The organism is uncultured Prevotella sp. (assembly GCF_946407605.1).
Taxonomy (GTDB): domain Bacteria; phylum Bacteroidota; class Bacteroidia; order Bacteroidales; family Bacteroidaceae; genus Prevotella.
On the sequence record NZ_CAMJOS010000021.1, the window covers coordinates 42,800 to 65,988 of the forward strand.

Consider the following 23,189-nt stretch of genomic DNA (forward strand, 5'->3'; position numbering starts at 1 on the left):
TTATTTATTTAAAATGTATTTCACAATCATTTTGCCTTTTTGCACTTACCACATTTATAATACAAGTAAAAACATATCTTCTCATAAGTCCATGACATAGTTAAAGGAACAATGACTCCAACTATCGAATAAAGAAACCAATAATTCTTATAGTTCTCTATTACTGGCAGTTCTGCCAGATGTGCCATTGGCAATCCATTTAAAACAATAATCAAAAGACTAACCAATTTAAAAGTTAAAAAATGGAACCCTAAAATAATTAGGGTATGATTACCTGCATAATATAAAAACTGTTTAATACAGGCCAAAGATTCCATAATTCTGGATAAATGAAAAATAAGAATTGTTCCAGTAATTCCTGATATATAGAACAAAAACATCATCCCAACCCCATCAACATAAAAATGAAGGTAAAAAGGCAAGATGTTTATTCCCGTAAAAGTTATGATGCAAACATATAGCATATGACGTTTAATTATCACGTCTTTCATCAAAAAGCCACTATAAAAAAACACAGAACTCCAAAGTAGCTCTTTTAGACCAATAAAGTACAAACCAATATACTTTATGTCGGACACAAACGCTAATAATACAAGAATGATAAAGAACAAATACTTATGTCCAACTTTATAAGGCTTAGTAACAAAAGATAATAATGCGATTAACAATGATGCAAAAAACAAGTTCTTCAAAAACCAAAAACCTCCAAGCAAGCTTGGAATATCATTCATCTGCAATAGCATATGAATTGTACTCCTAACAAAAGTATTAAATGTCATCCAATTACTCACACTTCCATGATAACCAAATTGATTATTATATATATCTAAATAATAAAACGCATTATGTAATAACAAAAATAAAAAACACCATTTCAGAAAAGGAAGATAAATACCTTTCACTTTCCTAGTATAGAAAGATAACAAATCAGATTTTGAAGATGGAATATGAAAGAAATAACCAGAGCAAACAAAAAAGAACGGCATATGAAATGAATATATCACTTTTTCCAAAGCATACGGACACCCTGAATGACCAATTACCATAGTAATAATAACAATTGCCTTTGCTATTGTTATATAATTATTATGCTCAATTTTATTCTTTATTACCCTTCTAAAAATAGTTGAACCCAAATTATATCTCACGATTATTACTATTATTGATGGTTGCAAATATACTTTTCCATTGGTTCATAACAGATTCTTTAGAAAAGCGTTTGACATTAAATCTCGCTTGATGTCCCATGTATTTCCTGACATCTTCATCTTCAATGAGACGACATAATCCATCTGCCAATGCCTGAGAATTCAAATACTCGACCAATAATCCGTCTTCTTCATGGCGTATGATATTTCGAGGTCCATAAGGACAATCAAAAGCGACACAAGGCACACCACATGCCATGGCTTCCAACAAAACCATAGGAAAACCCTCATATCGAGAACTCATTACACATATTGAACTCTCCAGATATTTATCCATTATCTGGCCTGTAGGTTCATGAAGGTGTATAGAATCCTCTAAACGTTTTTCTTTTATCCACGATACCACTTGTTCATAATATTCGCCAGAACCATATACATTTAAGACCCAATCAGGATGACGTTGATGTACAATAGACCAAGCAGGTATCAAATAGTCATAGCCTTTTGCATCGTTATATCTGCCAACCATGATAACTTTTTTATTTGTACATTTACTTGGCTCATCAGGATAAAAAGGATACGAATTTGGAACCACAAATAAAGATTTCATATTCTTCCAGTCTTCTTTATGCTGTTCTGCCAACAAAACTAACGCATCAAGTTTTTTCACTTGACGTTCCATCTTCCATCGAAAATATTTCGTTAGATACTTAAAAAAAACATTACGTCTCTCCAACAAGTGAAAATTTCTCAGAAAATATTTTGTAGTATGAACCTCACCCATTTTCACACTACCATCTTTTAGATTGGGTAAGAAACTAATATCACGACCCAACGTAGTCACAACAATATCAGGACGTTCCTCATACAACAGTTTTTTCATCTTTCTTTTGTAATGGAACATCAGATAATAGTAAAGAATCGTTCTCACAAAAAAAATATGACCATACTCCTTACTAAAATCTATAGCCAAATCAATCAATCTGACTTTTGGAGACAGCGGAAAAACAGGAGGGCGACCTAATTGGGTATCCGTCACAATTGCGACATTATATCCATGTTCCACTAACCAATTTGCTTTATCGGTAATAACCCTATCTGCTCCGCCCTTAGTTAAAAGTGCAGTATATACATAAAATATTTTCATTATAAAATGTATTGCAATATCAAATAATTGTTGCAAACTTACAAAAAAAAAATGAAAATGGAAAATTTTCCTTCATATATTTGCAACTATCAATTAATTATTATATTTTTGCAGAAAAAATATGAAAAAGATTGTTTATGTAGTTGGAGGTCTAGTTGGAATTTCTGGCATGAGTAAAATCCTGTGCCAGAAGATCAATTATTTAGCTTGCCATGCCAACTATGATATCTATATGATTCTAACGGAAAAAGCAGGAGTCCCATGGAGTCTTGATGTTAACCCTAAGGTAAAATGGATTAACTTTGATATCAATTTCGATGAATTAGATACAATGCCTACACTGAAAAAAGTCTTTTTCTACTATCTCAAACAGCGAAAATATAAACGTCGTTTCACTGAATATCTGATGAAGATCCGTCCAGACATTACTGTATCAGCATTACGTCGTGAAATAAACTTCATTAACAACATAAAAGACGGAAGCAAGAAAATTGGTGAGCTTCATTTTGAAAGAACATTTTACAGAAAATATCATAACAAATATCTGCCCAATTTTATTAATCATTATATAACAAAGAAATGGACAGACTCACTTATTAGTAACATACAGAAATTAGATCGATTCATCGTTTTAACTCATGAAGACTACAACAAATGGCCTGAAATAAAGAACAAGATGGTCATTCCTAACTTCATTGATGAATACCATGGAGAAACTGCAACACTAGAAAACAAAATTGCCATAGCTGCAGGAAGTTACACATGGGTAAAAGGATATGACCTACTAATAGAAGCATGGTCAATTGTTGCAAAGAGCCATCCGGATTGGACTTTGAACATTTTCGGTCCAGGAGAGAAAAGAACATATGAAGAGTCTATTCTCAAGAAAGGATTAGAAAAACAAATCATATGTAATCCTCCAACTCATCAAATTAATGAGAAATATAGAGAAAGCTCCTTATTTGTTTTTAGTTCAAGACACGAAGGTTTTGGATTGGTCATAGCGGAAGCCATGTCTGTAGGTTTGCCTGTCGTTTCATTTGCCTGTCCATGTGGACCTTCCGATATTATAACTCATGAGAAAGATGGTCTTCTAATAGAAAATGGGAATATACAAAAATTGGCAGAAGGCATATGTTATATGATTGAAAATCAAAGTATTAGACAGAAAATGGGAAAACAAGCCTATCAAAAAGCTCAAAAATTCTACCCAAATGAGATTATGAGTCAATGGATTGAGCTCTTTGAAAGTCTATAATATTATGCTATTGTTTCACAATATTATCCTCTGAATCCTCATAATGGTCGGTCTTATGGAAAATACGGGTGATACCTTTCATCTGTACTTTCACATGATTAATGAAACTTTTCCACATAGACTGATTACCAATAGTTCCATAACCTGTAATAGCCCTACACCTTTTGTCTCGTACAAACTTTATCTTACCATATTTCTTTAAGGCCAATGCCATAGATCCATCCTCACCTCTTATAATATCTACTCGATACGGCTCCTGTCGACCATAATCCGCGTTGTAGGCAAAGACCAAACCACGAACCGACAATTCCGGTCTCTTAAAATGCTGTATCCAAAGGAAAAGATCACGAGCCATTTCAAAGAGTTTCAGTCCTAACTTTGAGTGATTTTCATCCGGGAAATAACTCCATGTGGCAGATACACAAGACACACCTGGTTTGAGCAAGTGCTCAAGCATGATTTCATAGTAATGGGGAGGATAGAGTGTATCACTATCGACATCGAAATAGAAGCGACCTTTAGCATGCTGCAAGCCACAACGTCGGGCATAGCCACAGGAATGTTGATACTCAGTATACCAAGGTATTCCCGATTTCTCAAAAATCTCTGCTGTTCTGTCTTTGGAGTCGTTATCTACGCCAATAATTTCCACAGGATATTTGCACTGGATCTCGCTAATAGCCCACAAACAAGCCTGAAGATGAGTTTCTTCGTTATAGGCAATTACAACTATTGAGGCCAACGGCTCAGGACTCTGCAAAGCAGCCAAGCGATTATGAGTCTCGTCAATCACACTTTGCGGAACCTCTTTAAATGGTTTTCCGTAGATGGAGAGATATTTATCGTACCAATGAGACATAAGCAATTATAATGAAGTAAACAACTGTTTCCATTGCTGGGCAATGCGTTCTATACAGAAACGCTCCACATTTCTCAGAGCCGACTGAGACATAGAGACCCGTTGGTTATCATCACGAATCAACTTCGTCATAGCCTCTGCAAGCTTATCTATATTCCCAGACTCAACCAACACACCATCTTCATGATTTGTAATGATAGACCGCGGCCCCCAAGGACAATCAAAAGAAACAACTGGTAGCCCACATGCCATCGACTCAACCATCACCAAGCCAAAACCTTCAAAACGAGAACTGCAAACAAATAGACTACTATTTACATATTCAACTTCCACATTCTCTGTCCTGCCATGAAGTGTGCAACGATTTCTATCAATTCCCAAGTCGGACATCAATTGTTCGTATGGTGTCCTATCTCCATCTCCAAAGACATCTAATCGCCAGTCTATACATGATTTCTCAACCTTACTCCATGCTTGAAGCAATAGATCAAAACCTTTTTCATGAGAATAACGACCAACGGCCAATACGCGTTTTTCTGACTGTTGACTATGTCGTGTAGGTTGAAAAGACAAAGGATCGGGGATAACTTCTACATTATTCAATTCAACCCACGACTTTTTGTCATCTTCTGTAAGAACAACCAAATGGTCTAACTGACGTAAATGACCAACAAGGCTATGCATCCAGAATTTTGAGAAAAGAGCTTTTATTGGATTACTATCTTTTTCTGAGAAATTCCGATAGTTGGCACGATTAATGTGTAGTTCACCTATCTTCCGACTGCCATCCTTAATGTCATTGATGAAGTTGATTTCACGTCTTAACAGACTGATGGTGATATCAGGACGGAGACGCATGAGTTCCTCTTTGACACGCTTTTTGTACTGACGCTGTTTCTTGAGATATACAAAGATCTTCTTAAGGAAAGAACAAGTCCAGAGCTCCTCGAAATTAATGTCAAAGTTGATAACCTTCACCTTGTCGGAAAGGGGATAGAACAACGGTTTATCTTTTCCATCAGTGAGGATGATGGTGATGTCATAGCCGAAATGCTCAGCAAAGTAATTGGCCTTCAATGTCAGGACACGCTCCACGCCGCCTGCCATATAGAGTGCAGGCGTCAGATAGACTATCTTATAGCGTTTATCTTCCATTGAATAGGGTTTTCTGATGCAAAAATACAAAATAAAATGCAAACAGCTTTGCAATTCGAGAGAAAAATACTAATTTTGCGAAAAATATTTGAAGTACAAGGTAGCTTTGTAGTTGATGAAGAAGAGAATCTGCTTTATTACCGACTCCATTTTCTCGTTTGGCGGGGTGCAACGAGTTACGGCGGTTATTGCCAAGGAATTGGCAAAAGATTATGATGTGACCATTGTGACATTCGACAAAAAAGAGGAAGAAGATACAACTCTATACGGATTAGAAGAAGCACATATTCAATATCAGTTCTTTGATTATCCTTCAACTCCACACTGGAAAAACTACTGCTGCAAATCATATAGCTTTCTATACCGCAAGCTACTGCCACAGACAAAACTGTTATCAAGGTTGTATAGCCATAGTTCATTTCCTTCTGAAAAAAGAAACGCATTAGCGAAAGAACTTAAGCATGGAGATTACGATGTCATCATAGGAGTACATGCTCCTTTGGCAGCAAGACTGGCAACATGCAAAAGTCAATTAAAAAAGGCGAAACTGTTAGGATGGGTACACAACTCATACAAAGCTCTTTTCGGCGAAGACTCTTTATACATAGGACCTGAACTGAAGAATTTTTATGAGTATCAATTTGAGAAGTTGGATTCTACGATTGTGCTTTGTCAATATGACGCCAAACAATTCCACTTTCCAACACAAGTCATCTACAACCCTCTGACATTAGTTCCAGGAATCCCATCTTTAGGAACATCTAAGAAATTCTTAGCCGTAGGACGTTTTTCACATCAGCACAAAGGATTCGACCTACTCATTAAAGCCTTTGCGCAATTTGCCAAGGATAATAGCGAATGGACACTTGACATAGTGGGAGAAGGCCCTGAAGAGAATCTCTATAAAAAACTCATTGCCGATTATGATTTGGAAAGTAGAGTCCATCTACATCCATTCACAAACAATATTCAGAAGTATTACTCTGAGGCTCAGGTTTACGTATTAAGCTCTCGATGGGAGGGGTTCGGACTTGTTTTGGTAGAGGCCATGGCTCATGGTTTGCCTATTATCTCCTCGGATTTGCCTACAAGCAAGGAAATTATGGGGGACTTTGCATTATATTTCGAGAATGGAGATATCAAGCAATTGGCGCAGCAATTGGACGCTGCGACTCGACTGGATTGGAAAACTAAATCTGAGAAAGCGCTTAAGATTGCGGAGCGATTTAATATAGACACGATTATTTCACAATGGAAAAGTATTATCAATGAAAGATAAAGAACAACTGCGAGAAGGACTGAAATCGAGTCCAAAGATGAAGCGTCTGTTGGACTATCTCATCATGAACCAACGGGATGCGAGACCGCGATGGTATATCCGGATGCTAGCACCGCTATATCAGCATAGGGGACGGCACTCAAAGATATACGGTTCGGTGAGGATGGACACCCCACCCTACAGAAAATTCTCGCTGGGTGAACGGAGCGTGGTGGAGTCGTTTTCGTGCATCAACAATGCGGTGGGCGATGTGATTATTGGTGACCATACTCGCATCGGAATCCATAATACGATTATCGGTCCGGTGACCATCGGCAGTCATGTAAACCTAGCTCAGGGCATCACTGTGACAGCACTAAACCACAACTTCACAGACAATACGAAATATATTGGCGAACAGGGAATTACAACTAAACAAGTCATTATAAAAGATGATGTCTGGATAGGTGCTAATGCGGTGATCCTGCCTGGTGTGACCATAGGTCGCCATTGTGTTGTTGCGGCTGGTGCAGTAGTCACGAAAGACGTTCCTGACAACACACTAGTTGGAGGAGTGCCAGCAAAAGTCATCAAGCAACTTTGATGGTTCATGGTTAACGATTATCGGTTAAAGGTTATTGGTAAATGAAGATAGGAATTGAGGCACAACGGATATTTCGGAAGAACAAACACGGCATGGACTATGTGGTGCTGCAAGAGATACTGCAGCTACAACAGATAGACCATCAGAACGAATATTATGTCTTTGTGAAGCCCGGACCAGACCGTTGTGTGGAAGACTCCAGCAGGGTGCACATCATTGAAATCAACACGCCATCGTATCCTCTCTGGGAACAATTTGCACTACCGAGAGCCGCCAAACAAGTGGGAGTGGACATACTGCACTGCACCAGTAACACGGCCCCCATCTTTTGCGACATTCCCCTTGTGTTGACCCTTCATGACATCATCTTCCTGGAACCCCGCGACAAGCAGAACCGTTCGCTCTATCAGAACATGGGATGGCTATACCGCCGTCTGGTGGTGCCTCGCATCCTGAACAAATGTGAGCGCATCATTACCGTCAGCGAATTCGAGAGAAACAATATCATCAAGAAGCTGGACATACCCGAACGGCGGATCAAGATGATTTATAACGGCTACAACGAGTGGTTCCGTCCCCTCAGCGACGACCAGGAGGTGTACAAAAAATACATGCCGGAAAAGGGATTCCTGTTTTTCCTGGGCAACACAGACCCAAAGAAAAACACAGAGCGGACGCTGGTGGCCTATTCGAAATACCTGGAGCGGTCGGAGGTGAAGCGGCCGCTATTGATGGCCGACCTAGATCAGGAATACCTGAACGGCATCATCAGCCGCAACCACATAGAGAATATCCGCGAGAAGATATTCATGCCCGGCTATATCCAGAACAAGGACCTACCTTATATTTATAATAGTGCATTTGCCTTCCTCTACACCTCGCTCCGTGAAAGCTTCGGCATCCCCCTGCTTGAAGCCATGGCCTGCGGCACACCCGTGGTGACCAGCAACACCTCATCAATGCCAGAGATTGGCGGCATCAATGCCATTCTGGTGAATCCAGAACGGGCAGACGAGATTGCGGATATGCTCATCAAACTGGAGCAAGACGCAACGTTCTATCAGCAACAAAAAGAATGGGGATTGGCCAGAGCAACACTGTTCTCATGGAAATTCACGGCAGAACAGTTGCTGGAGCTATATCAAGAGGTGAAAGGTGAAAGGTGAAGGGTGAAGGCTGCGAGTAAGCGAGAACCATGACAAGCTTGCTTGAACATGGTCGAGCGTGAGCAGACTAGACCAAAGGTCAAAGTGGAAAGAGATTAAAAATCATCAAAGAGACTAAGCGAGAGATCGACCTGCGGTTTCTCGCTTTCTGTTTCCTCCTCAAGGACCTCTTCCTGGAATTCCAACATGAGCTGACGGGCATCGGCATTGTTCTGCGTGTTCAGCCGATAATAGCCGCGACGCCCTGTGCTCTCGATAAGCGACTGGGGCGACTTGGAATTCTTTAGCAGATACTGCTGCACCTGACGATGGACATCCTGAACATCGGGCTGAGAGAACAGCGTGCAGTTCAGGTTATAGACATGCTTGGTCAACATAGAAACGCTGATGCCACGCTCGCCTACTTCCGACAGGATATGCAATATCTGTTGCTCGTTAATCATATCTCACTAAAAAAGGTCGGTAATACTGTGCTTACCGACCTTTTCTTATCGTCTCTAATGCTAATCTCTTAGGCCAGAACAACCTTGTTGTCCTCAGTGCTCAGGAGCTTACCCTCCTTGAACAGCCAACCAAGACCCAGCAAAGTCTCTTCCTCTGAAATCTTTGCAGCCTTTGCAATCTCCTTTACTGCGAGAGCCTTCTCGGCTGCTGCCAGTACCTGATAAACATCTCCTGCCTTGAAACCAATGTTCTCAGCGTTCACTGCAACCGTTGCCTTAGCGGCGGCCTTGGGAGCGGCCTTCTTAGCGGTTGTTGACTTCTTAGCTGCTACCTTTGTCTCCTTTACCTCAGCAGCCTTCTTAGTCGTTGCTTTCTTTTCTGCCATAATGCTTAAAAAAATTAATACTTCTTGAAGTTGATTATATCAATTCGCTGACAAAAGTACCACTTTTTGTTAAGGAAACTCACTGATTTATAACAATTCCTTTTAAATCTTTAACTATTCTTGACGTATGTCAACTGACTGAAGTGGCAAGGACAGTGAAAAACTCACTTTTCACTGTCTTGCGATAAATCAATTTTCAGCTGCAATTCCTCCAACTGTTTGGGATCCAGTTCACCAGGAGCATCGAGCATGACATCACGTCCGCTGTTGTTCTTGGGGAAGGCGATACAGTCGCGGATGCTGTCGAGACCTGCCATAAGGCTGACGAAACGATCGAGACCGAAGGCCAGACCAGCATGAGGGGGTGCTCCGTACTTGAAGGCGTTGATGAGGAAGCCGAACTGAGCCATAGCACGCTCGGGGGTGAAGCCCAGAATCTGGAACATCTTCTCCTGAAGCTTGCCATCGTGGATACGCAGAGAGCCACCGCCTACCTCGACGCCATTGCAAACGAAGTCGTAGGCCACGGCACGCACCTTCTCAGGAGCGCTGTCGAGCAGAGGGATATCGTCGGGGTTGGGCATCGTAAACGGATGGTGCGTAGCCATGAGGCGCTGCTCCTCGTCGCTCCACTCGAACAAGGGGAAGTCGACAATCCACAGACACACGAACTTATCCTTGTCGCGCAGACCAAGACGGTCGCCCATCTCCAGACGCAGGGTGCAGAGCTGCACACGGGTCTTGTTGGCATTGTCGCCAGAGAGGATCAGCACGAGGTCGCCATCCTTGGCGCCCATAGCCTCCTTGACTTTCTGCCAAACCTCGGGCTCGTAGAACTTATCGATAGATGACTTCACAGTGCCATCGGTATTGAACTTCACGTAAACCAAGCCCTTGGCACCCACCTGAGGACGCTTCACGAAGTCGGTGAGCTGGTCGAGCTGCTTGCGGGTATAGTCGGCAGCACCAGGCACGCAGATACCACCGATATAGTTGGCCTCGTTGAACACGGGGAAGGTACCAGTGCCCTTCAGCACGTCCATCAGTTCGACGAACTCCATACCGAAACGGAGGTCGGGCTTGTCAGAACCGAAGCGACGCATGGCCTCGTGCCAAGTCATACGCTGCAGAGCGGGCAACTCCACGCCACGAATCTCCTTGAACAGATGACGGGCCAGGTCCTCGAAGATCTGCAGCACATCCTCCTGCTCAACGAACGACATCTCGCAGTCAATCTGGGTGAACTCGGGCTGACGGTCAGCACGCAGGTCCTCATCGCGGAAGCACTTGGCAATCTGGAAATAACGGTCGAAACCGCTGACCATTAACAGCTGCTTCAAGGTCTGGGGAGACTGAGGCAGCGCATAGAACTGACCAGGATTCATACGGCTGGGCACCACGAAGTCACGTGCACCCTCGGGGGTAGAACCAATCAGGATTGGTGTCTCGACCTCGATAAAGTTCTGAGCGTCGAGGAAGTTACGAATCAGGATGGTCATCTTATGACGCAGCTCGAGGTTCTTGCGAACAGCCGAACGGCGCAGGTCCAGATAACGGTACTTCATGCGGATATCATCGCCACCATCGGTCTGATCCTCAATGGTAAACGGTGGTGTGAGACTCTCGCTCAGGATATTCAATTCTGAGACAAGAATCTCGATATCGCCCGTAGGCATCTTGGGGTTCTTTGACTGGCGCTCGCTCACCACACCCTTGATCTGGATACAGAACTCACGTCCCAGTTTGTTGGCACGGTCGCAAAGGGCTGCGTCCTTAGACTCATCAAAAACCAACTGTGTCAATCCATAACGGTCGCGCAGGTCGACGAAGGTCATACCTCCCATCTTTCTCGTGCGCTGAACCCATCCGGCCAGGGTTACCTCAAGGCCGGCATCGGTGAGACGAAGCTCACCACAAGTCTTTGTTCTATACATCTTTATATATATGTTTTTACTTTCGAGCTGCAAAGTTACATCTTTTTCGCCAAAAAGCCTCATGTTTTACGGCAAAAATAAGAAAAAGACGCTATTTCGGCTCCACATGCACCGCCACATGGGTTTCTTCACCATAGTGACTGCGCAGCAAATCCTCCACCTCTGAGGCCTTATCATGAGCCTCACGAAGGGTGATGTCGCCATCCATCAGGATATGCAGTTCGATGGCATAATGGTTACCTATTCGACGGGTACACAGGTCGTGAGGCATCACGTTTCCTGGCAACTCACCCACCAGGCGGAGTATCTCATCCTCAACGGCATCGGGCAACGACTGTTCCATCAGGTCGCCAATGCCATTGCGCAGCAGGTCGATAGCGACCTTCGTGATAAACGCGCCAACAACGACAGAAGCCACAGGGTCGAGCACCGTCCACCGCTGTCCCAGGAAGATGGCACCGCCGATACCGAGGGACGTGCCCAGCGACGACAGGGCATCGCTACGGTGATGCCAGGCGTTGGCCTCCACGGCCTGCGAGTTCAGTTGACGGGCCTTCACCATAGAATAGCGATAGACCGCCTCTTTCAGGACGACCGATAACAACGCTGCCCATAATGCTAACATGCCAGGCGCTTCCAACGACTGTCCGTTGAACCAGTCGATAATCTTGATGACGCCGCTATAGACGATACCTATTGCCGCAGCCAACAAGGCCACGCCAATCAGGGTCATGGCCAGCGTCTCGTACTTGCCGTGACCATAGTCGTGCGACTTATCCTTGGGTTTTCCGCTGATGTGGACAAACAACAGCACGATGATATCGGTGACGAAATCTGACAAAGAGTGAACGGCATCGGCCACCATAGCAGCACTATGTCCCAGGATGCCTGCCACGAACTTGAAGACCAGCAGCAGCACGTTGACTGCACCGCCTACAAGCGTCACCTTATATATCTCTTTGTTTCTCACAGCGTGCAAAATTATATGTTTTATTCGGAAATACAAAAAGAAAACAGATTTTCTTTGCATTTTCGCTCACTTATTCGTACTTTGAGGCTTTGCCTCGAAAGTAGGCGGCATCTCGGAAATAAAAATAAATACTGATTTATTTTGTATTTCGCTCGATTTGCACTACCTTTGCAGAAAATATTAACAGCATGAAAAAACTAACGACCCTACTGGGAACCATACTGATGGCTGCCAACCTCATGGCACAGACCACCGCTCAGGACGTGCTGAGCATCACGCAGAAAGTCAACGACTACTTCATGGCGAAATATGCCGACCCCACCCTACCTACCAACGTTAAGAAGGTGAGGCCGTCGAGCCTTTGGACGCGTGCCGTCTACTACGAAGGACTGATGGCCCTCTGCGACATTGACCCACAAGAGCGCTATTTGGACTACACAGACCGCTGGGCAGAGTTTCACCACTGGACACCACGAAACGGCATCAACACCTGCGACGCCGACGACCAGTGCTGCATGCAGACCTACCTGATGCGCTACCTCAAGAACCACAAGGAGGAGATTCTGGAGAGGGCGGAGGAAAACCTGGATCACCAGATGCAGACGCCCAACGACAAGAAAAACGCTACCGCAAAGACGAAAGGCACACAGCCCTCACTCTACGGCTGGTGGACTTGGATTGACGCCATACAGATGGCGATGCCGGTCTATATGCAGGTCTATAAGATTACAGGCGACGAGAAGTATCGCGACCACGCCATGAAGATGTACCGCTGGAGTCGCAATGAATGTGGCGGCGGACTGTTCAACACGAAGGACGGACTGTGGTGGCGCGATGCCGACTACGTGCCTCCCTACAAAGAGCCCGACGGACAGCAGTGCTACTGGAGTCGCGGCAACGGCTGGGTATATGCCGCTTTGGTACGATGCATGGATGAACTGTCGCCCAAAGAGAAAACTTATAAAGAGTTGAAGAAGGACTTCCTCCTGATGAGCGAAGGTCTTAGGAAATGTCAGCGCGAGGACGGCTTCTGGAATCCCAGCCTCGTGAGCACCAACTATGCGATGCCCGAGACCAGCGGCACCGCCCTGTTCCTCTATGGCATCTGCTGGGGCATGCGTCAGGGTTATCTGAAGGAGAGCGTTTATCGTCCTATAGCCGAAAAAGCCTGGCTGGCTATGGTAAAAGAGGCCGTCCACACAGATGGCTTCCTGGGCTGGATGCAGGGCACTGGCAAGGACCCGTCGGCAGGTCAGCCACTGAGCTACACCCGCATTCCTGACTTCGAAGACTACGGCACAGGGTGCTTCCTGTTAGGCGCCACCGAGTATTATAAACTTCTAACTAATTATAAAAACCTTTAATTTAAGTACGTCCACTTAGAACTTTTTAGTATTTTTGCGTCAAAAATATAAAACCAAATATTGCGTATGAAGAAAGTATTATTGATGGCCATGATGCTGATTTGCGGACTGACCTTCGCTACAGCACAGAAACAGGCAGAGATCAAGTTTGACAAGCTGACTCACGATTTTGGCAAATTCTCAGAGAAGGAACCGGTAGTGAGTTGCACCTTTACATTCCAGAATGCAGGCGAGACGCCGCTGATTATCAATCAGGCTATTGCCTCTTGCGGATGTACCGTACCCGAATACACCAAAGACCCTATTGCCCCAGGTGCAAAAGGTGAGATCAAGGTGACCTACAACGGTACAGGTAAGCTGCCCGGACACTTCAAGAAGTCCATCACCGTGAGAACCAACGGCGTCGTTGAAATGACCCGTCTCTATATCGAAGGTGATATGGAAGAGGCGAAATAGACAGTATTTTCCCTATAATATAAAAGAGGTGGTCACGATGGCCACCTCTTTTATTATGATGATAACTAAAAACCTATCCTACGCGTGTTTTTCTCATCCAGCCGTTCGTTGTCACAATGACTGATGAGCATAGACAGCACATCCTCATCATGGCCGTGAAGAATGGTGTCGATGGCAAAGTGACGGGCGATGTTCTCTATCTGACCACCACTGAAGTCATATTTTGAGGCTAATGTGTGCACATCCAGTTCGCTGAGTTCTGGAATCATCGTCTGCCAGATACTGGCGCGAGCCTCCTCCGTTGGCTTGTCAAACTTAATCTTATAGAGGAACCTGCGCTCGAAGGCCTTGTCCAGATTCTGTTGCAGGTTGGTGGTGGCAATCATGATGCCGTCGAGTGTCTCCATTTCCTGCAGGATAATATTCTGGATACTGTTCTCCATCTTGTCGACAGCACTCTGTGCCCCGTTCTTACGAATGCCGATAATGGCGTCAGCCTCGTTGAACAACAGGATAGGCGTCACCTGGGCTCGCTTCACCTGTTCACGATAGCGGTCAAAGAGCGCCTTGATATTCTTTTCGCTCTCCCCCACCCACTTGCTCTTGATGCGAGGCACATCCACCACCATGATGCTGCGTCCAGTCTGACGTGCCAACTGATAGACGGTCTCGGTCTTACCCGTGCCTGGTCCGCCATAAAACAGACAGGCGAAACCATTGCGGAAGCCCTTTTCCTTCATGCGCTCCTGAATCTTCTGGAAGTTCTCTGGCTGAAGGAATCGTCCCAGCTCCTCCACCTGTCGCTGAATGTCCTTGGGGAAAAACAACTGCTTTTCGCCCAGCGTCGTCGGGTCGATGACATCAGCCAGCTTCTCCGTTGACGTATTGATGTTCATCTCCGCCAACAGCGTCCGCTTGGCACTCTCGGTCAGCTTATAACGTGTGTTGTCGGCGATGCCGTCCTCGCAACGATACTCAATGATTTCCTTCTCCATCAACCTATGGTCCCCACAACGCAGGGCACCCTTCACCTTGCTGAATTCGTTCTTGGTATCGTACAAATCCTCCATCTGACTAAAACGGATATCATCGTCATCCTTGTTTATCAGGCAGTGACAGAAGAACGTCACCAGCAACTGTTCGTTTTCCCTCAGATAATACTCCTTCAGATGACGAACAAAACCAATCTGCGGATTATCCTTAAAGAGCGCTTCCAGTTCCTCGCGGAGTTCCTTTGGCGAGATGGCATTGTCGTCCAAATCCTCAAACCACATATCAAGCAACTCGAATAGTTCGGCGCAGTCCAATTCTGTGCGCTTGGGCAACTGATACACCTCGTTGTGCTTCAGGCAGCGGATGACTGCGGTGGGAATGTCGAAGTCGTCCTCGTCCTTCACATCACGATAGCGCAACAGTCTGCGGCGCACCAGTACATCGATGTCGCTGGCAAAACTCAGCACACCTATTTTATTTAGGTCCAGATACGAGGCCAGGTCATCATAATCGATATGTCGCGGCCCTTTCTCCATACAGACACAGAACAGCACAACCTGTCGCTCCGTGATACCATAACTCTTTGCCAGCAGTTGAATCTCAGCCTTGGCCTTCTTCAAGAACTCCTTACTCATCTTCGAGTCCTCTGCCAGCTCCACCACACGCTCAATAGCCTGCAGCAGTGTCATCTCATTCTTTGTCTTTGTTTCTTTTTTCATTGTCATTCGTCTTTCATTCAAATCACAATGATAATATAGAAACAATCGCCAAAAAATTCAATAATCAGGGTAACTTTTTTTTTCAAATCGACTCTTGATACGATTCTCCGTTCTCAAACACATCATCTACCCACCAGTCAGCATCTTCTGGTTTGATGTTGCCTTCTTGGTACTCTTCGAAGTCGTATGGTACGCATACTATTTCTGCAGCTACATCGCCCTTTTCAATATCGATGTTCCGCTGTCCGAAGATGACACACTCATCACTCGTCACCTGATAGCCCTCTGCCTCCAGTTCTGGCAGCACCTCCACTATCGGTCTTTCTATGTATTTACTCCAGTCCTGCATAAACACACTTATTATTTTTTCAAATTCGCTATGTCCTGTATAATTTTATCAACAAGATCATCACATGTCGTACTATCTGGAATTTCTATCCATTGATAGACAAAGCAACTGATAAGACCATGGTGGTTTTTGTCTGGTATTCCATTACAGTATTTACAATACCCTTTATTCTTGTTTTGTCCGAATGGAATGCCAACAAAGGGGTAATTCGTTGGAGTTTTAGCATTATTCAAGGATAATATATAGGGATAATTCATTTGTAAATAATCAAGCCCCTTCTGCGAAGGAATATACCCCTTACCACTTTTAATTATTCTGTCACCAATCTTCGTGTCGTAATATTCAACTGCATGGCGATATTGCTTGCCTTGAATCTGAATAATAATTGCATCCGCGTGATTTCTGATTCTTACCTCAATAAGAGGAAGATTCGTATAACTCCATCCCACAAATATATTATCATCTGACAAATCCTCATATTTAGAAACAACGTTCATTCCATGATTCAGACATTCCTTGAATAGTTTCTGATAAAGGACTTGGGCCTTTCTCTTTCCACAGATATCATGTATTCCTAAATCCAATTTAATATTGTTCTGTTCTGCTCGAGAAAAATAATATTCTTCATTATCAAATGTCTCAATAATCTGCTGCAAATTATCAACATATTCACAGTAGTCCTTTAGCAACTGCGAATGGTATGAATCAGCAAGAGATACTTTTGATAACTTTTCTGACAGGTCTTTATATGTAATTATCTTCCACCCCTTTGCTCCTGTCAAGTCATGAAGATGTGAAGTCATGGTTAAAAGAATTAAAATACATGAATCTTCGTTCACTTCACTCCTATATCTGTCTAACTGCTCTTTTGTTGGGACGCTTTTCACCTTGTTTTCAATAAGGATTCTCGGATTATCGCATGAATCTTTAATGCATATATCAAAATGCTTATATTCTCTAACTATGCTATAATCCTGTATTTCATCCGGCCAACTACCAGCCCCAAGCAATTGATTGATAAGCCAATTAAACTCAATCTTATATATATTACCAAACCATGCAAGGAAATTACTATGGAATAATTCCTTATTGGCCATTGAAAGATTATACAAAGGCGAATCCTTCAATTTCTTTATATTATCCATCATCATGATTACAACAACGATTGTCCTATACATCGTGAGGTTGTTTATTTTGTTTTATATTGTTATGCAGTTACTTCTTTAAGTTTCTCCCAGACTTTCACCATGGCCCAGGTGTCGAGTTCGCAGTAACGGAGCAGGGCCTCGCGACTGGCTTCGGCTTCTTCTGGCTCCATGAATTGAATCTGGGGGAAGAGAGTCATGGCATGGCCTCCGTTCTGGCAACGCTCGTCCAGGTTGTGGTAGTTTAGGCTCGGTTCATCTGGGAAGAGGGCCGGCAACACGCTCTTGATAGAGAACGAGCCGTGCATAGCTGGTACATAATAATAGCCACTTTGGAATGGTGTGAGCAAGTCTTGAATGTTTTCTCGTATGTTCAACAGGTGAACAGCGAGATCAGGATAGAGCGACGCCAATTCCTTGATGCGCCCACACTCGAAACCTTTGTTATAGGCCAAGGTGCAGACGTTCATCGGGATGTCCTTGCAAAGTTGCTCGGCCAAAGAGCGACGTGGATCGTTACCATCATTAGGTGCTAAGAATTCCAAATGTTCGTATGGCGCATCAGCACTACGCTTGATGTGCAATGAATACTGGAAGGTAATCTGCTGATAAGGTCTCTGACCATCATACTGCGGCACAGGTTGTTGCAGCGTCTCGAAGTCGAGGAAATAAAGCGGATAACTGAGACCATCAAGGAACTCGCGGATGCCTTTTACATCTATCTGCTCCGTCTGGTTCAGCGTACACTCTACCTGCATCTGTTGTTTTTCGCTCAGTTTTTCCTCGCGTACATCCTCAAATAATATACGGCCTGCATAATAATGCTCCAGTTTCTTCGCAAAGTTCATGCGATAGAGGTCAAAAACGGTTGGTACATCACTTGGGACACCATGCTGCCGTTTGCAGTAGTCGAAGAAAGCACAGCCGTAGGGTTTCATGCAGTGTTCTGAGATATCCAAATTAGGCTCTTCATCCTCAGCCAGCAACTTCAATGCCTGACTAACACGAGCAGGTACCTTCAGATACTCATTCTCCACCAACTCCTTCATATCGATGATGGCGAATAGTTTCTGGATGTCAAGCTCACCCTGACGGACATAATCGCTGTTGAGGCAAACTATATAGGTATCAGTCACATTGATGCCACACTGCGTCATCACCCATTTCTGATAGGCAATGTCTGGCGCATATTTCTCCAGTCTCGTCTCCTGTCCGTCGAACTCAGGGAAGCTACTGCTCTTTACCTCGTAGATAGCCCAACCATCCTTAGTTTTACGCAGGATGTCAACAGCACAATAATGTGAATCGCAGGCAAACGATGCTTCGCAAATGACATCCGTCCCATTGGCCATCTCTTCTTTCGTTTTGCCAATCATAGCTTGGAGGTCGAGGCTTCCATCCTTACGTTTGGTTGTCACCTCCACAAATGGGCCGAACAACTGCATGGCAAGATCACCCACCTCGTTGCCACTCTCGAAGCGAGCTTCAACGCTTGCATCAACAGTAGCCTCGTTAGGTTTATAAGTTCTCAACCACAATGCCTTCGGACACTGACAAAACTGCGTATAACGCGACTTTGATAATCCTTTTGCCATCAGTTAGTAGACGATTGCCTTTACATCGCGAGGTCTTTAGACGTTTCAAGTTTTAGATTGAATGCAAAGTTAATAAATAAAGAGTATTCCACAAAACAATTCGTAAAATATTTCATTTTCTTTGTTTCGATAATGGTCCATTCATATTAGGCAGCAAGAGCTAAAGGCTCCTGCTGTTTGGTGAGGTGGAAGTGTTTGGTCATTTTGTTTAGGAGAGAAGTGGTTTCAACTTCTGAGAGGTCAAAGATGGTGAGGGCATAGACCCCAAGGTTGAATGATGGGGTGAAGAAAATTCTTTTGTTGTAGAGGTACTTTTGGATTTTGTTGAAGTAGTTCTTGGAACTGGTTTTAATTGTTGTTGCCATGTCTTTTTGTTTTTAAAAAGTTTACGAGCATAATATAATAACATTCGCAAAAAAATTCAAAAACCAGACCAACATTTAACATTCTTTGACAAGACAATATCCCTAGACCTTTATATTACATGGCTGTAACATTCTGTTGGATAATATTTGATTGGGGGAAACATTTTCAATAAGAGACTTGCAGAAAAAAACTCAAAAAGGTGTAGAATATGACAGAGCAAAAATCTCAAAAAGGTGCGAACGATTACCTTTCTTTTGATAAATTTGAGAATTTAGAGATAAACTTTTGAGAATTTTGTTTGGTAGATTTGAGAATTTTGTGTATCTTTGCAGCAGAAAATCAATAAGTTATGTTCAAGAGGGCACAATTTAAAGAATTAGAAGCGAGGCTATCGGAGCCCAGAAACAAGATTCAAGTTGTCTCTGGCCCTCGCCAAGTTGGCAAATCTACGATGGTCAAGCAGGTCCTTCAGACTATTACCATTCCTTATATGTTTGTCAGTGCCGACAATGTCGACCATACCCATGCTGCATGGATTGGCGAGACGTGGGCTACTGCCAGGGCCCGTATGAAAGTGGCTCAAGCAGAAGAATATCTGCTCGTTATCGATGAGATTCATAAGATCGACAATTGGAGCGAGGCTGTCAAGAAAGAATGGGACGAAGATTGTTTCAACGACCTCAACATGAAGGTGGTCATTCTTGGTTCGTCCAGACTGCTGCTAAAAGACGGTCTGACGGAATCGTTGGCTGGAAGGTACGAACTGATTAGGATGCCGCATTGGAATCTCACAGAAATGAACGAGGCATTCAATCTTGATGTTGACCAATATATTTATTTTGGTGGTTATCCTGGTGGAGCCATGTATATTAAGGACGAACGAAGATGGCGGAAGTATATTAAGGACAGCATAGTTGCACCTGCAATAGAAAAAGATGTGCTGAGGACAAAGGTTATCTATAAACCAGCCTTGATGAAACAGCTGTTCGAACTGGGATGCGCCTACTCCAGCGAAGAACTCTCACTGAACAAAATGTTAGGCCAGCTACAGGATGCAGGTAACGTCACGACATTAGCGAGTTATTTGACAACGCTCGATGAATCGAGACTGTTGTGCGGATTGAACAAATATGCTTCTGACAATGCCCGTAAGTATAACTCTGTACCCAAACTGATGGTTTACAACACGGCCCTTTTCTCTGTACAGAGCGGTATGACCTTTAACAAGGCATATACTACACCCAAACTCTGGGGGCGTTGGGTGGAGAGTGCAGTTGGTGCATATCTCCTAAACCAGGCAGATGAGTACGACTACAAACTCTATTATTGGCGTGAAAGGGAGGACGAAGTGGATTTCATTATCGAGTACGACAAACGTTGCATTGCCATAGAGGTCAAGAGTGGAAGACGAACCGGAAATGAGGGATTATCCGTTTTTCGTGATAAGTTTCATCCTATCCAGTCTTTTGTAGTAGGTTCTGGTGGCATACCTTTAGGTGAGTTTCTTTCATGGAATATAGGCAGATTGCTTGATAACCTATAAATGTTTATTACCTCTTCTTATCTTCGATAGCCTGCAAGATAGATTGTCGAATCCACTTATCGCCACATGAATCATATTTTTCGAGGGCCTTTATACCATACTTCTTAACCGCTTTTCTCAGTCCGTTGAATCCGGCTTCTACCAGTTCACCCTCTGTCAGCCCGCGGTTCTGATACTCTTGGGCAATCTTTATCACTAATAATCCCTTTCCCATGTCTGTTTTCATTTTAGGCAGCAAGAGCCAGAGGCTCCTGCTGCTTGGTGAGATGGAAGTGTTTGGTCATTTTTTTGAGGAGAGAAGTGGTTTCGATTTCTGAGAGGTCAAAGATGGTGAGGGCATAGACCCCAAGGTTGAGAGATGGGGTAAAGAAGATTCTTTTGTTTTTGAGGTACTTCTGGATTTTTGTAAAGTAGTTTTTGGAACTGGTTTTAATTGTTGTTGCCATATCTTTTAAGTTTTAAATTTTTGATGTGCATAATATAGACACTTTTGCGAAAAAATTCAAAAATCAGGGCAACTTTTTTTATCTAACCTCCAATTTTTACGCGTTCCACCAGTAAAAAGGCTGGCGGATGCAGAACTGAGGAATTGGATATCAGGCCAGAAATGCTTGACGATATCGTTTTGTAGCACACGATAGTCAACATGTTTCTCACACTCCGAGAAGTCCCACCATACGAAGCACAGCCGCTCCACCTGCCCCACCCTTCTTTTCTCTATGGTAAAGCCCTGCTGGAAGTCGCCCGTGCCTTGCTGTGTAAGGTCCACGCCTAGCTGCTCCAGACTGACCTTTCGGGTCTGCTGCACCACATAGTCACGTACCAGTTCAAAATCCTCTGGCCGCTCTGTGGTCATGTACCACTCTTTCAAATGAAAAAAAGTTTCTCTCATCGTTATTATCTTTTGATTTTTGTTTGATGTGCATAATATAGACACTTTCGCGAAAAAATTCAAAAAACAGGGCGACTTTTTTTACGAGAAATTCAATAGACGCATAGTGCAGTTTACAGTATGAAGCGATTGGATTTTGGAAAAAAGATGTTAATTCTCGTACATTTATTCGAGAAAAATTCGATTATCTGTGCCAAATTTTATAATTTTGCGGCATAATCAAACGAATAACGATGAAGAAGTCGCCATTACTTAAGTTCGGAAACATCCCCATTCGCACGCAAACGCTATACGATTGCTATAGTGATTTGTCATCACCTGCCGACAAGATTCACGCATTGGAGAGGGATGGTGATATCATCCAATTGAAGCGTGGACTCTATGTCGTCAGCGGAGAGGTGACAGGCAAGCTTATTGACACACGACTTTGTGCCAATCACATTTATGGTCCGTCATATATTTCCTTGCAATGGGCGTTAAGATGGTATGGGCTCATTCCAGAACAAGTACACATCATGAGTTCAATGACCACACTCCATACGCGGCGATTTGAGAACAAGTTGGGAATATTTGAATACTTCCATGTCTCGCCTGATTATTTTCCCATCGGATTGAGAATAGTTGACGATAACGACACAGCATGTATCATGGCAAGCGCAGAAAAGGCCCTCTGCGACAGTATCATTCATGACATAAAACGACCGCCCCAATCTGTCAAGGGGCTCTGGGAGTATCTGGAGGAATATCTGCGTTTCGATACAGATTCCCTCAAGGACTTCGACACGAGTATCATTGAACAATGTATAGAAAAGGGACGGAAGACGCAAATATTACAGAATCTCATTAAACTCATCAGGAAACTATGAACATATATGACCAAATGGTTGCTGAATATCAGCAGCAAGCAAGCACCTCTACGCCCAATGTGGAACAGGAGGTGATGCAAAAGATTGCTCTTGCAGGACTCAGTCGTGGAGGGTTCTTCAAGCATGCAGCCTTCTATGGCGGAACATGCCTGCGACTTTTCCATCAGTTGCCTCGTTACTCTGAGGATATGGACTTTACACTCAGAGAGAAAAACAGCGATGTTCATTTGGAAGACTTCTTTCCCTACATCATTGAAGAATTTCATCTGGCAGGCCACGAGGTGGTTATTCAGAAGAAGGATATTTTGAGCCCCTTGAGAAGGGGCGGCTATAAAGCAGGGTTCAAGGAGAACACAGAGGTTTTTGACATCAAGTTCCAAACCAAAAAGACTGTCAAGGTAAAAATAGAAATGGACACAGATCCGCCACTGGGTTTCGAGACAGAAAACTTGCCTTTATCTCGCCCCTATCCCTTTGTAGTGCGCTGTGTGGCTCTTCCAGACCTTTATGCTGGAAAAATGCACGCCTTGCTTTATCGTAACTGGAAGACCAGAGTGAAGGGGCGCGACTGGT

The 23,189-nt window shown here is 43.7% G+C and carries 25 protein-coding genes; 9 read left to right on the plus strand and 16 right to left on the minus strand.

The genetic code is table 11. The features are described from left to right. Positions 1–26 precede the first annotated feature (26 nt). Positions 27–1,148 carry an acyltransferase family protein gene (locus Q0R57_RS09805; RefSeq protein WP_294746775.1) on the minus strand — a complete coding sequence of 374 codons (1,122 nt, stop codon included), beginning with the start codon at positions 1,146–1,148 and terminating at the stop codon, positions 27–29. Beyond that, the gene (locus Q0R57_RS09810) at positions 1,138–2,331 is read right to left on the minus strand and encodes a glycosyltransferase family 4 protein (RefSeq protein WP_294746778.1); all 1,194 of its coding nucleotides are present in this window, start codon (positions 2,329–2,331) and stop codon (positions 1,138–1,140) included. The genes Q0R57_RS09805 and Q0R57_RS09810 overlap by 11 nt, the downstream gene beginning before the upstream one ends. A gap of 85 nt (positions 2,332–2,416) precedes the next feature. On the opposite strand from Q0R57_RS09810, the gene Q0R57_RS09815 reads away from it, so the two are divergent. Then, positions 2,417–3,553, plus strand: coding sequence for a glycosyltransferase family 4 protein (locus tag Q0R57_RS09815; RefSeq protein ID WP_294746781.1), 1,137 nt, complete (start codon positions 2,417–2,419; stop codon positions 3,551–3,553). Between the two features lie 7 nt (positions 3,554–3,560). Here Q0R57_RS09815 and Q0R57_RS09820 read toward each other — a convergent pair whose 3' ends face one another. Together Q0R57_RS09820 and Q0R57_RS09825 are read right to left on the minus strand one after the other, a co-directional pair. Continuing rightward, complete coding sequence (locus Q0R57_RS09820; RefSeq protein ID WP_294746783.1) at positions 3,561–4,412, minus strand: glycosyltransferase family 2 protein; 852 nt, start codon at positions 4,410–4,412, stop codon at positions 3,561–3,563. Positions 4,413–4,418: 6 nt separating this feature from the next. After that, complete coding sequence (locus Q0R57_RS09825) at positions 4,419–5,567, minus strand: glycosyltransferase family 4 protein (RefSeq protein WP_294746786.1); 1,149 nt, start codon at positions 5,565–5,567, stop codon at positions 4,419–4,421. Positions 5,568–5,682: 115 nt separating this feature from the next. Between Q0R57_RS09825 and Q0R57_RS09830 the strand changes: the two genes are divergently transcribed. From Q0R57_RS09830 to Q0R57_RS09840, 3 genes are read left to right on the plus strand one after another with little or no spacing between them, the layout of a single operon-like run. Then, positions 5,683–6,846: a glycosyltransferase family 4 protein gene (locus Q0R57_RS09830; protein WP_294746789.1), complete on the plus strand. Its 1,164-nt coding sequence runs from the start codon at positions 5,683–5,685 to the stop codon at positions 6,844–6,846. Continuing rightward, positions 6,836–7,429, plus strand: a complete 594-nt coding sequence (locus tag Q0R57_RS09835; protein ID WP_294746791.1) for an acyltransferase — start codon at positions 6,836–6,838, stop codon at positions 7,427–7,429. Before Q0R57_RS09830 ends, Q0R57_RS09835 begins: the two co-directional genes overlap by 11 nt. A gap of 41 nt (positions 7,430–7,470) precedes the next feature. After that, the gene (locus Q0R57_RS09840; RefSeq protein WP_294746794.1) at positions 7,471–8,595 is read left to right on the plus strand and encodes a glycosyltransferase family 1 protein; all 1,125 of its coding nucleotides are present in this window, start codon (positions 7,471–7,473) and stop codon (positions 8,593–8,595) included. A gap of 95 nt (positions 8,596–8,690) precedes the next feature. Here the strand turns inward: Q0R57_RS09840 and Q0R57_RS09845 are convergent, their stop codons facing one another. The 4 genes from Q0R57_RS09845 to Q0R57_RS09860 all read right to left on the minus strand — a co-directional run bounded on the left by Q0R57_RS09845 (position 8,691) and on the right by Q0R57_RS09860 (position 12,328). Continuing rightward, the gene (locus tag Q0R57_RS09845) at positions 8,691–9,038 is read right to left on the minus strand and encodes a hypothetical protein (protein ID WP_294746797.1); all 348 of its coding nucleotides are present in this window, start codon (positions 9,036–9,038) and stop codon (positions 8,691–8,693) included. Between the two features lie 68 nt (positions 9,039–9,106). Further along, positions 9,107–9,424 (minus strand): winged helix-turn-helix domain-containing protein, encoded by a 318-nt coding sequence (locus tag Q0R57_RS09850; protein WP_294746800.1) that lies wholly within the window; start codon positions 9,422–9,424, stop codon positions 9,107–9,109. A 164-nt stretch (positions 9,425–9,588) separates the two neighbouring features. Beyond that, positions 9,589–11,358: an aspartate--tRNA ligase gene (gene aspS, locus Q0R57_RS09855; protein WP_294746803.1), complete on the minus strand. Its 1,770-nt coding sequence runs from the start codon at positions 11,356–11,358 to the stop codon at positions 9,589–9,591. A gap of 91 nt (positions 11,359–11,449) precedes the next feature. Further along, positions 11,450–12,328, minus strand: a complete 879-nt coding sequence (locus tag Q0R57_RS09860; RefSeq protein WP_294746805.1) for a cation diffusion facilitator family transporter — start codon at positions 12,326–12,328, stop codon at positions 11,450–11,452. Positions 12,329–12,516: 188 nt separating this feature from the next. Here Q0R57_RS09860 and Q0R57_RS09865 point away from each other — a divergent pair, with 188 nt between their 5' ends. Then, complete coding sequence (locus tag Q0R57_RS09865) at positions 12,517–13,692, plus strand: glycoside hydrolase family 88 protein (protein WP_294746808.1); 1,176 nt, start codon at positions 12,517–12,519, stop codon at positions 13,690–13,692. A gap of 66 nt (positions 13,693–13,758) precedes the next feature. Continuing rightward, entirely contained in the window at positions 13,759–14,148 is a 390-nt protein-coding gene (locus Q0R57_RS09870; RefSeq protein ID WP_294746810.1) for a DUF1573 domain-containing protein, read from the plus strand. 65 nt (positions 14,149–14,213) lie between these two features. Here Q0R57_RS09870 and Q0R57_RS09875 read toward each other — a convergent pair whose 3' ends face one another. The 5 genes from Q0R57_RS09875 to Q0R57_RS09895 all read right to left on the minus strand — a co-directional run bounded on the left by Q0R57_RS09875 (position 14,214) and on the right by Q0R57_RS09895 (position 19,314). Continuing rightward, entirely contained in the window at positions 14,214–15,860 is a 1,647-nt protein-coding gene (locus tag Q0R57_RS09875) for an AAA family ATPase (RefSeq protein ID WP_294746812.1), read from the minus strand. A gap of 82 nt (positions 15,861–15,942) precedes the next feature. Then, a complete protein-coding gene (locus Q0R57_RS09880) occupies positions 15,943–16,209 on the minus strand; it encodes a hypothetical protein (RefSeq protein WP_294746814.1) in 267 nt (88 codons plus the stop codon). 11 nt (positions 16,210–16,220) lie between these two features. Continuing rightward, complete coding sequence (locus Q0R57_RS09885; protein ID WP_294746819.1) at positions 16,221–17,387, minus strand: PD-(D/E)XK nuclease family protein; 1,167 nt, start codon at positions 17,385–17,387, stop codon at positions 16,221–16,223. A gap of 29 nt (positions 17,388–17,416) precedes the next feature. Beyond that, positions 17,417–18,949 carry a DUF2779 domain-containing protein gene (locus Q0R57_RS09890; protein WP_294746822.1) on the minus strand — a complete coding sequence of 511 codons (1,533 nt, stop codon included), beginning with the start codon at positions 18,947–18,949 and terminating at the stop codon, positions 17,417–17,419. 146 nt (positions 18,950–19,095) lie between these two features. Then, entirely contained in the window at positions 19,096–19,314 is a 219-nt protein-coding gene (locus Q0R57_RS09895; protein WP_294746825.1) for a hypothetical protein, read from the minus strand. 350 nt (positions 19,315–19,664) lie between these two features. Here Q0R57_RS09895 and Q0R57_RS09900 point away from each other — a divergent pair, with 350 nt between their 5' ends. Further along, complete coding sequence (locus Q0R57_RS09900; protein ID WP_294746828.1) at positions 19,665–20,858, plus strand: ATP-binding protein; 1,194 nt, start codon at positions 19,665–19,667, stop codon at positions 20,856–20,858. A 7-nt stretch (positions 20,859–20,865) separates the two neighbouring features. Here the strand turns inward: Q0R57_RS09900 and Q0R57_RS09905 are convergent, their stop codons facing one another. The 3 genes from Q0R57_RS09905 to Q0R57_RS09915 are packed head-to-tail and all read right to left on the minus strand — an operon-like array spanning position 20,866 to position 21,750. Next, on the minus strand, positions 20,866–21,072 hold the full coding sequence (locus Q0R57_RS09905) for a hypothetical protein (RefSeq protein WP_294746831.1): 207 nt from the start codon (positions 21,070–21,072) through the stop codon (positions 20,866–20,868). A 13-nt stretch (positions 21,073–21,085) separates the two neighbouring features. Next, positions 21,086–21,304: a hypothetical protein gene (locus Q0R57_RS09910; RefSeq protein ID WP_294746834.1), complete on the minus strand. Its 219-nt coding sequence runs from the start codon at positions 21,302–21,304 to the stop codon at positions 21,086–21,088. Positions 21,305–21,360: 56 nt separating this feature from the next. Then, entirely contained in the window at positions 21,361–21,750 is a 390-nt protein-coding gene (locus Q0R57_RS09915; protein ID WP_294746838.1) for a hypothetical protein, read from the minus strand. 233 nt (positions 21,751–21,983) lie between these two features. Here Q0R57_RS09915 and Q0R57_RS09920 point away from each other — a divergent pair, with 233 nt between their 5' ends. Together Q0R57_RS09920 and Q0R57_RS09925 are read left to right on the plus strand one after the other, a co-directional pair. Continuing rightward, positions 21,984–22,616: a hypothetical protein gene (locus tag Q0R57_RS09920; RefSeq protein ID WP_294746841.1), complete on the plus strand. Its 633-nt coding sequence runs from the start codon at positions 21,984–21,986 to the stop codon at positions 22,614–22,616. Continuing rightward, positions 22,613–23,189: nucleotidyl transferase AbiEii/AbiGii toxin family protein (locus tag Q0R57_RS09925; protein ID WP_294746844.1), on the plus strand; the 577-nt coding region annotated here is incomplete at its 3' end. The genes Q0R57_RS09920 and Q0R57_RS09925, both read left to right, overlap by 4 nt.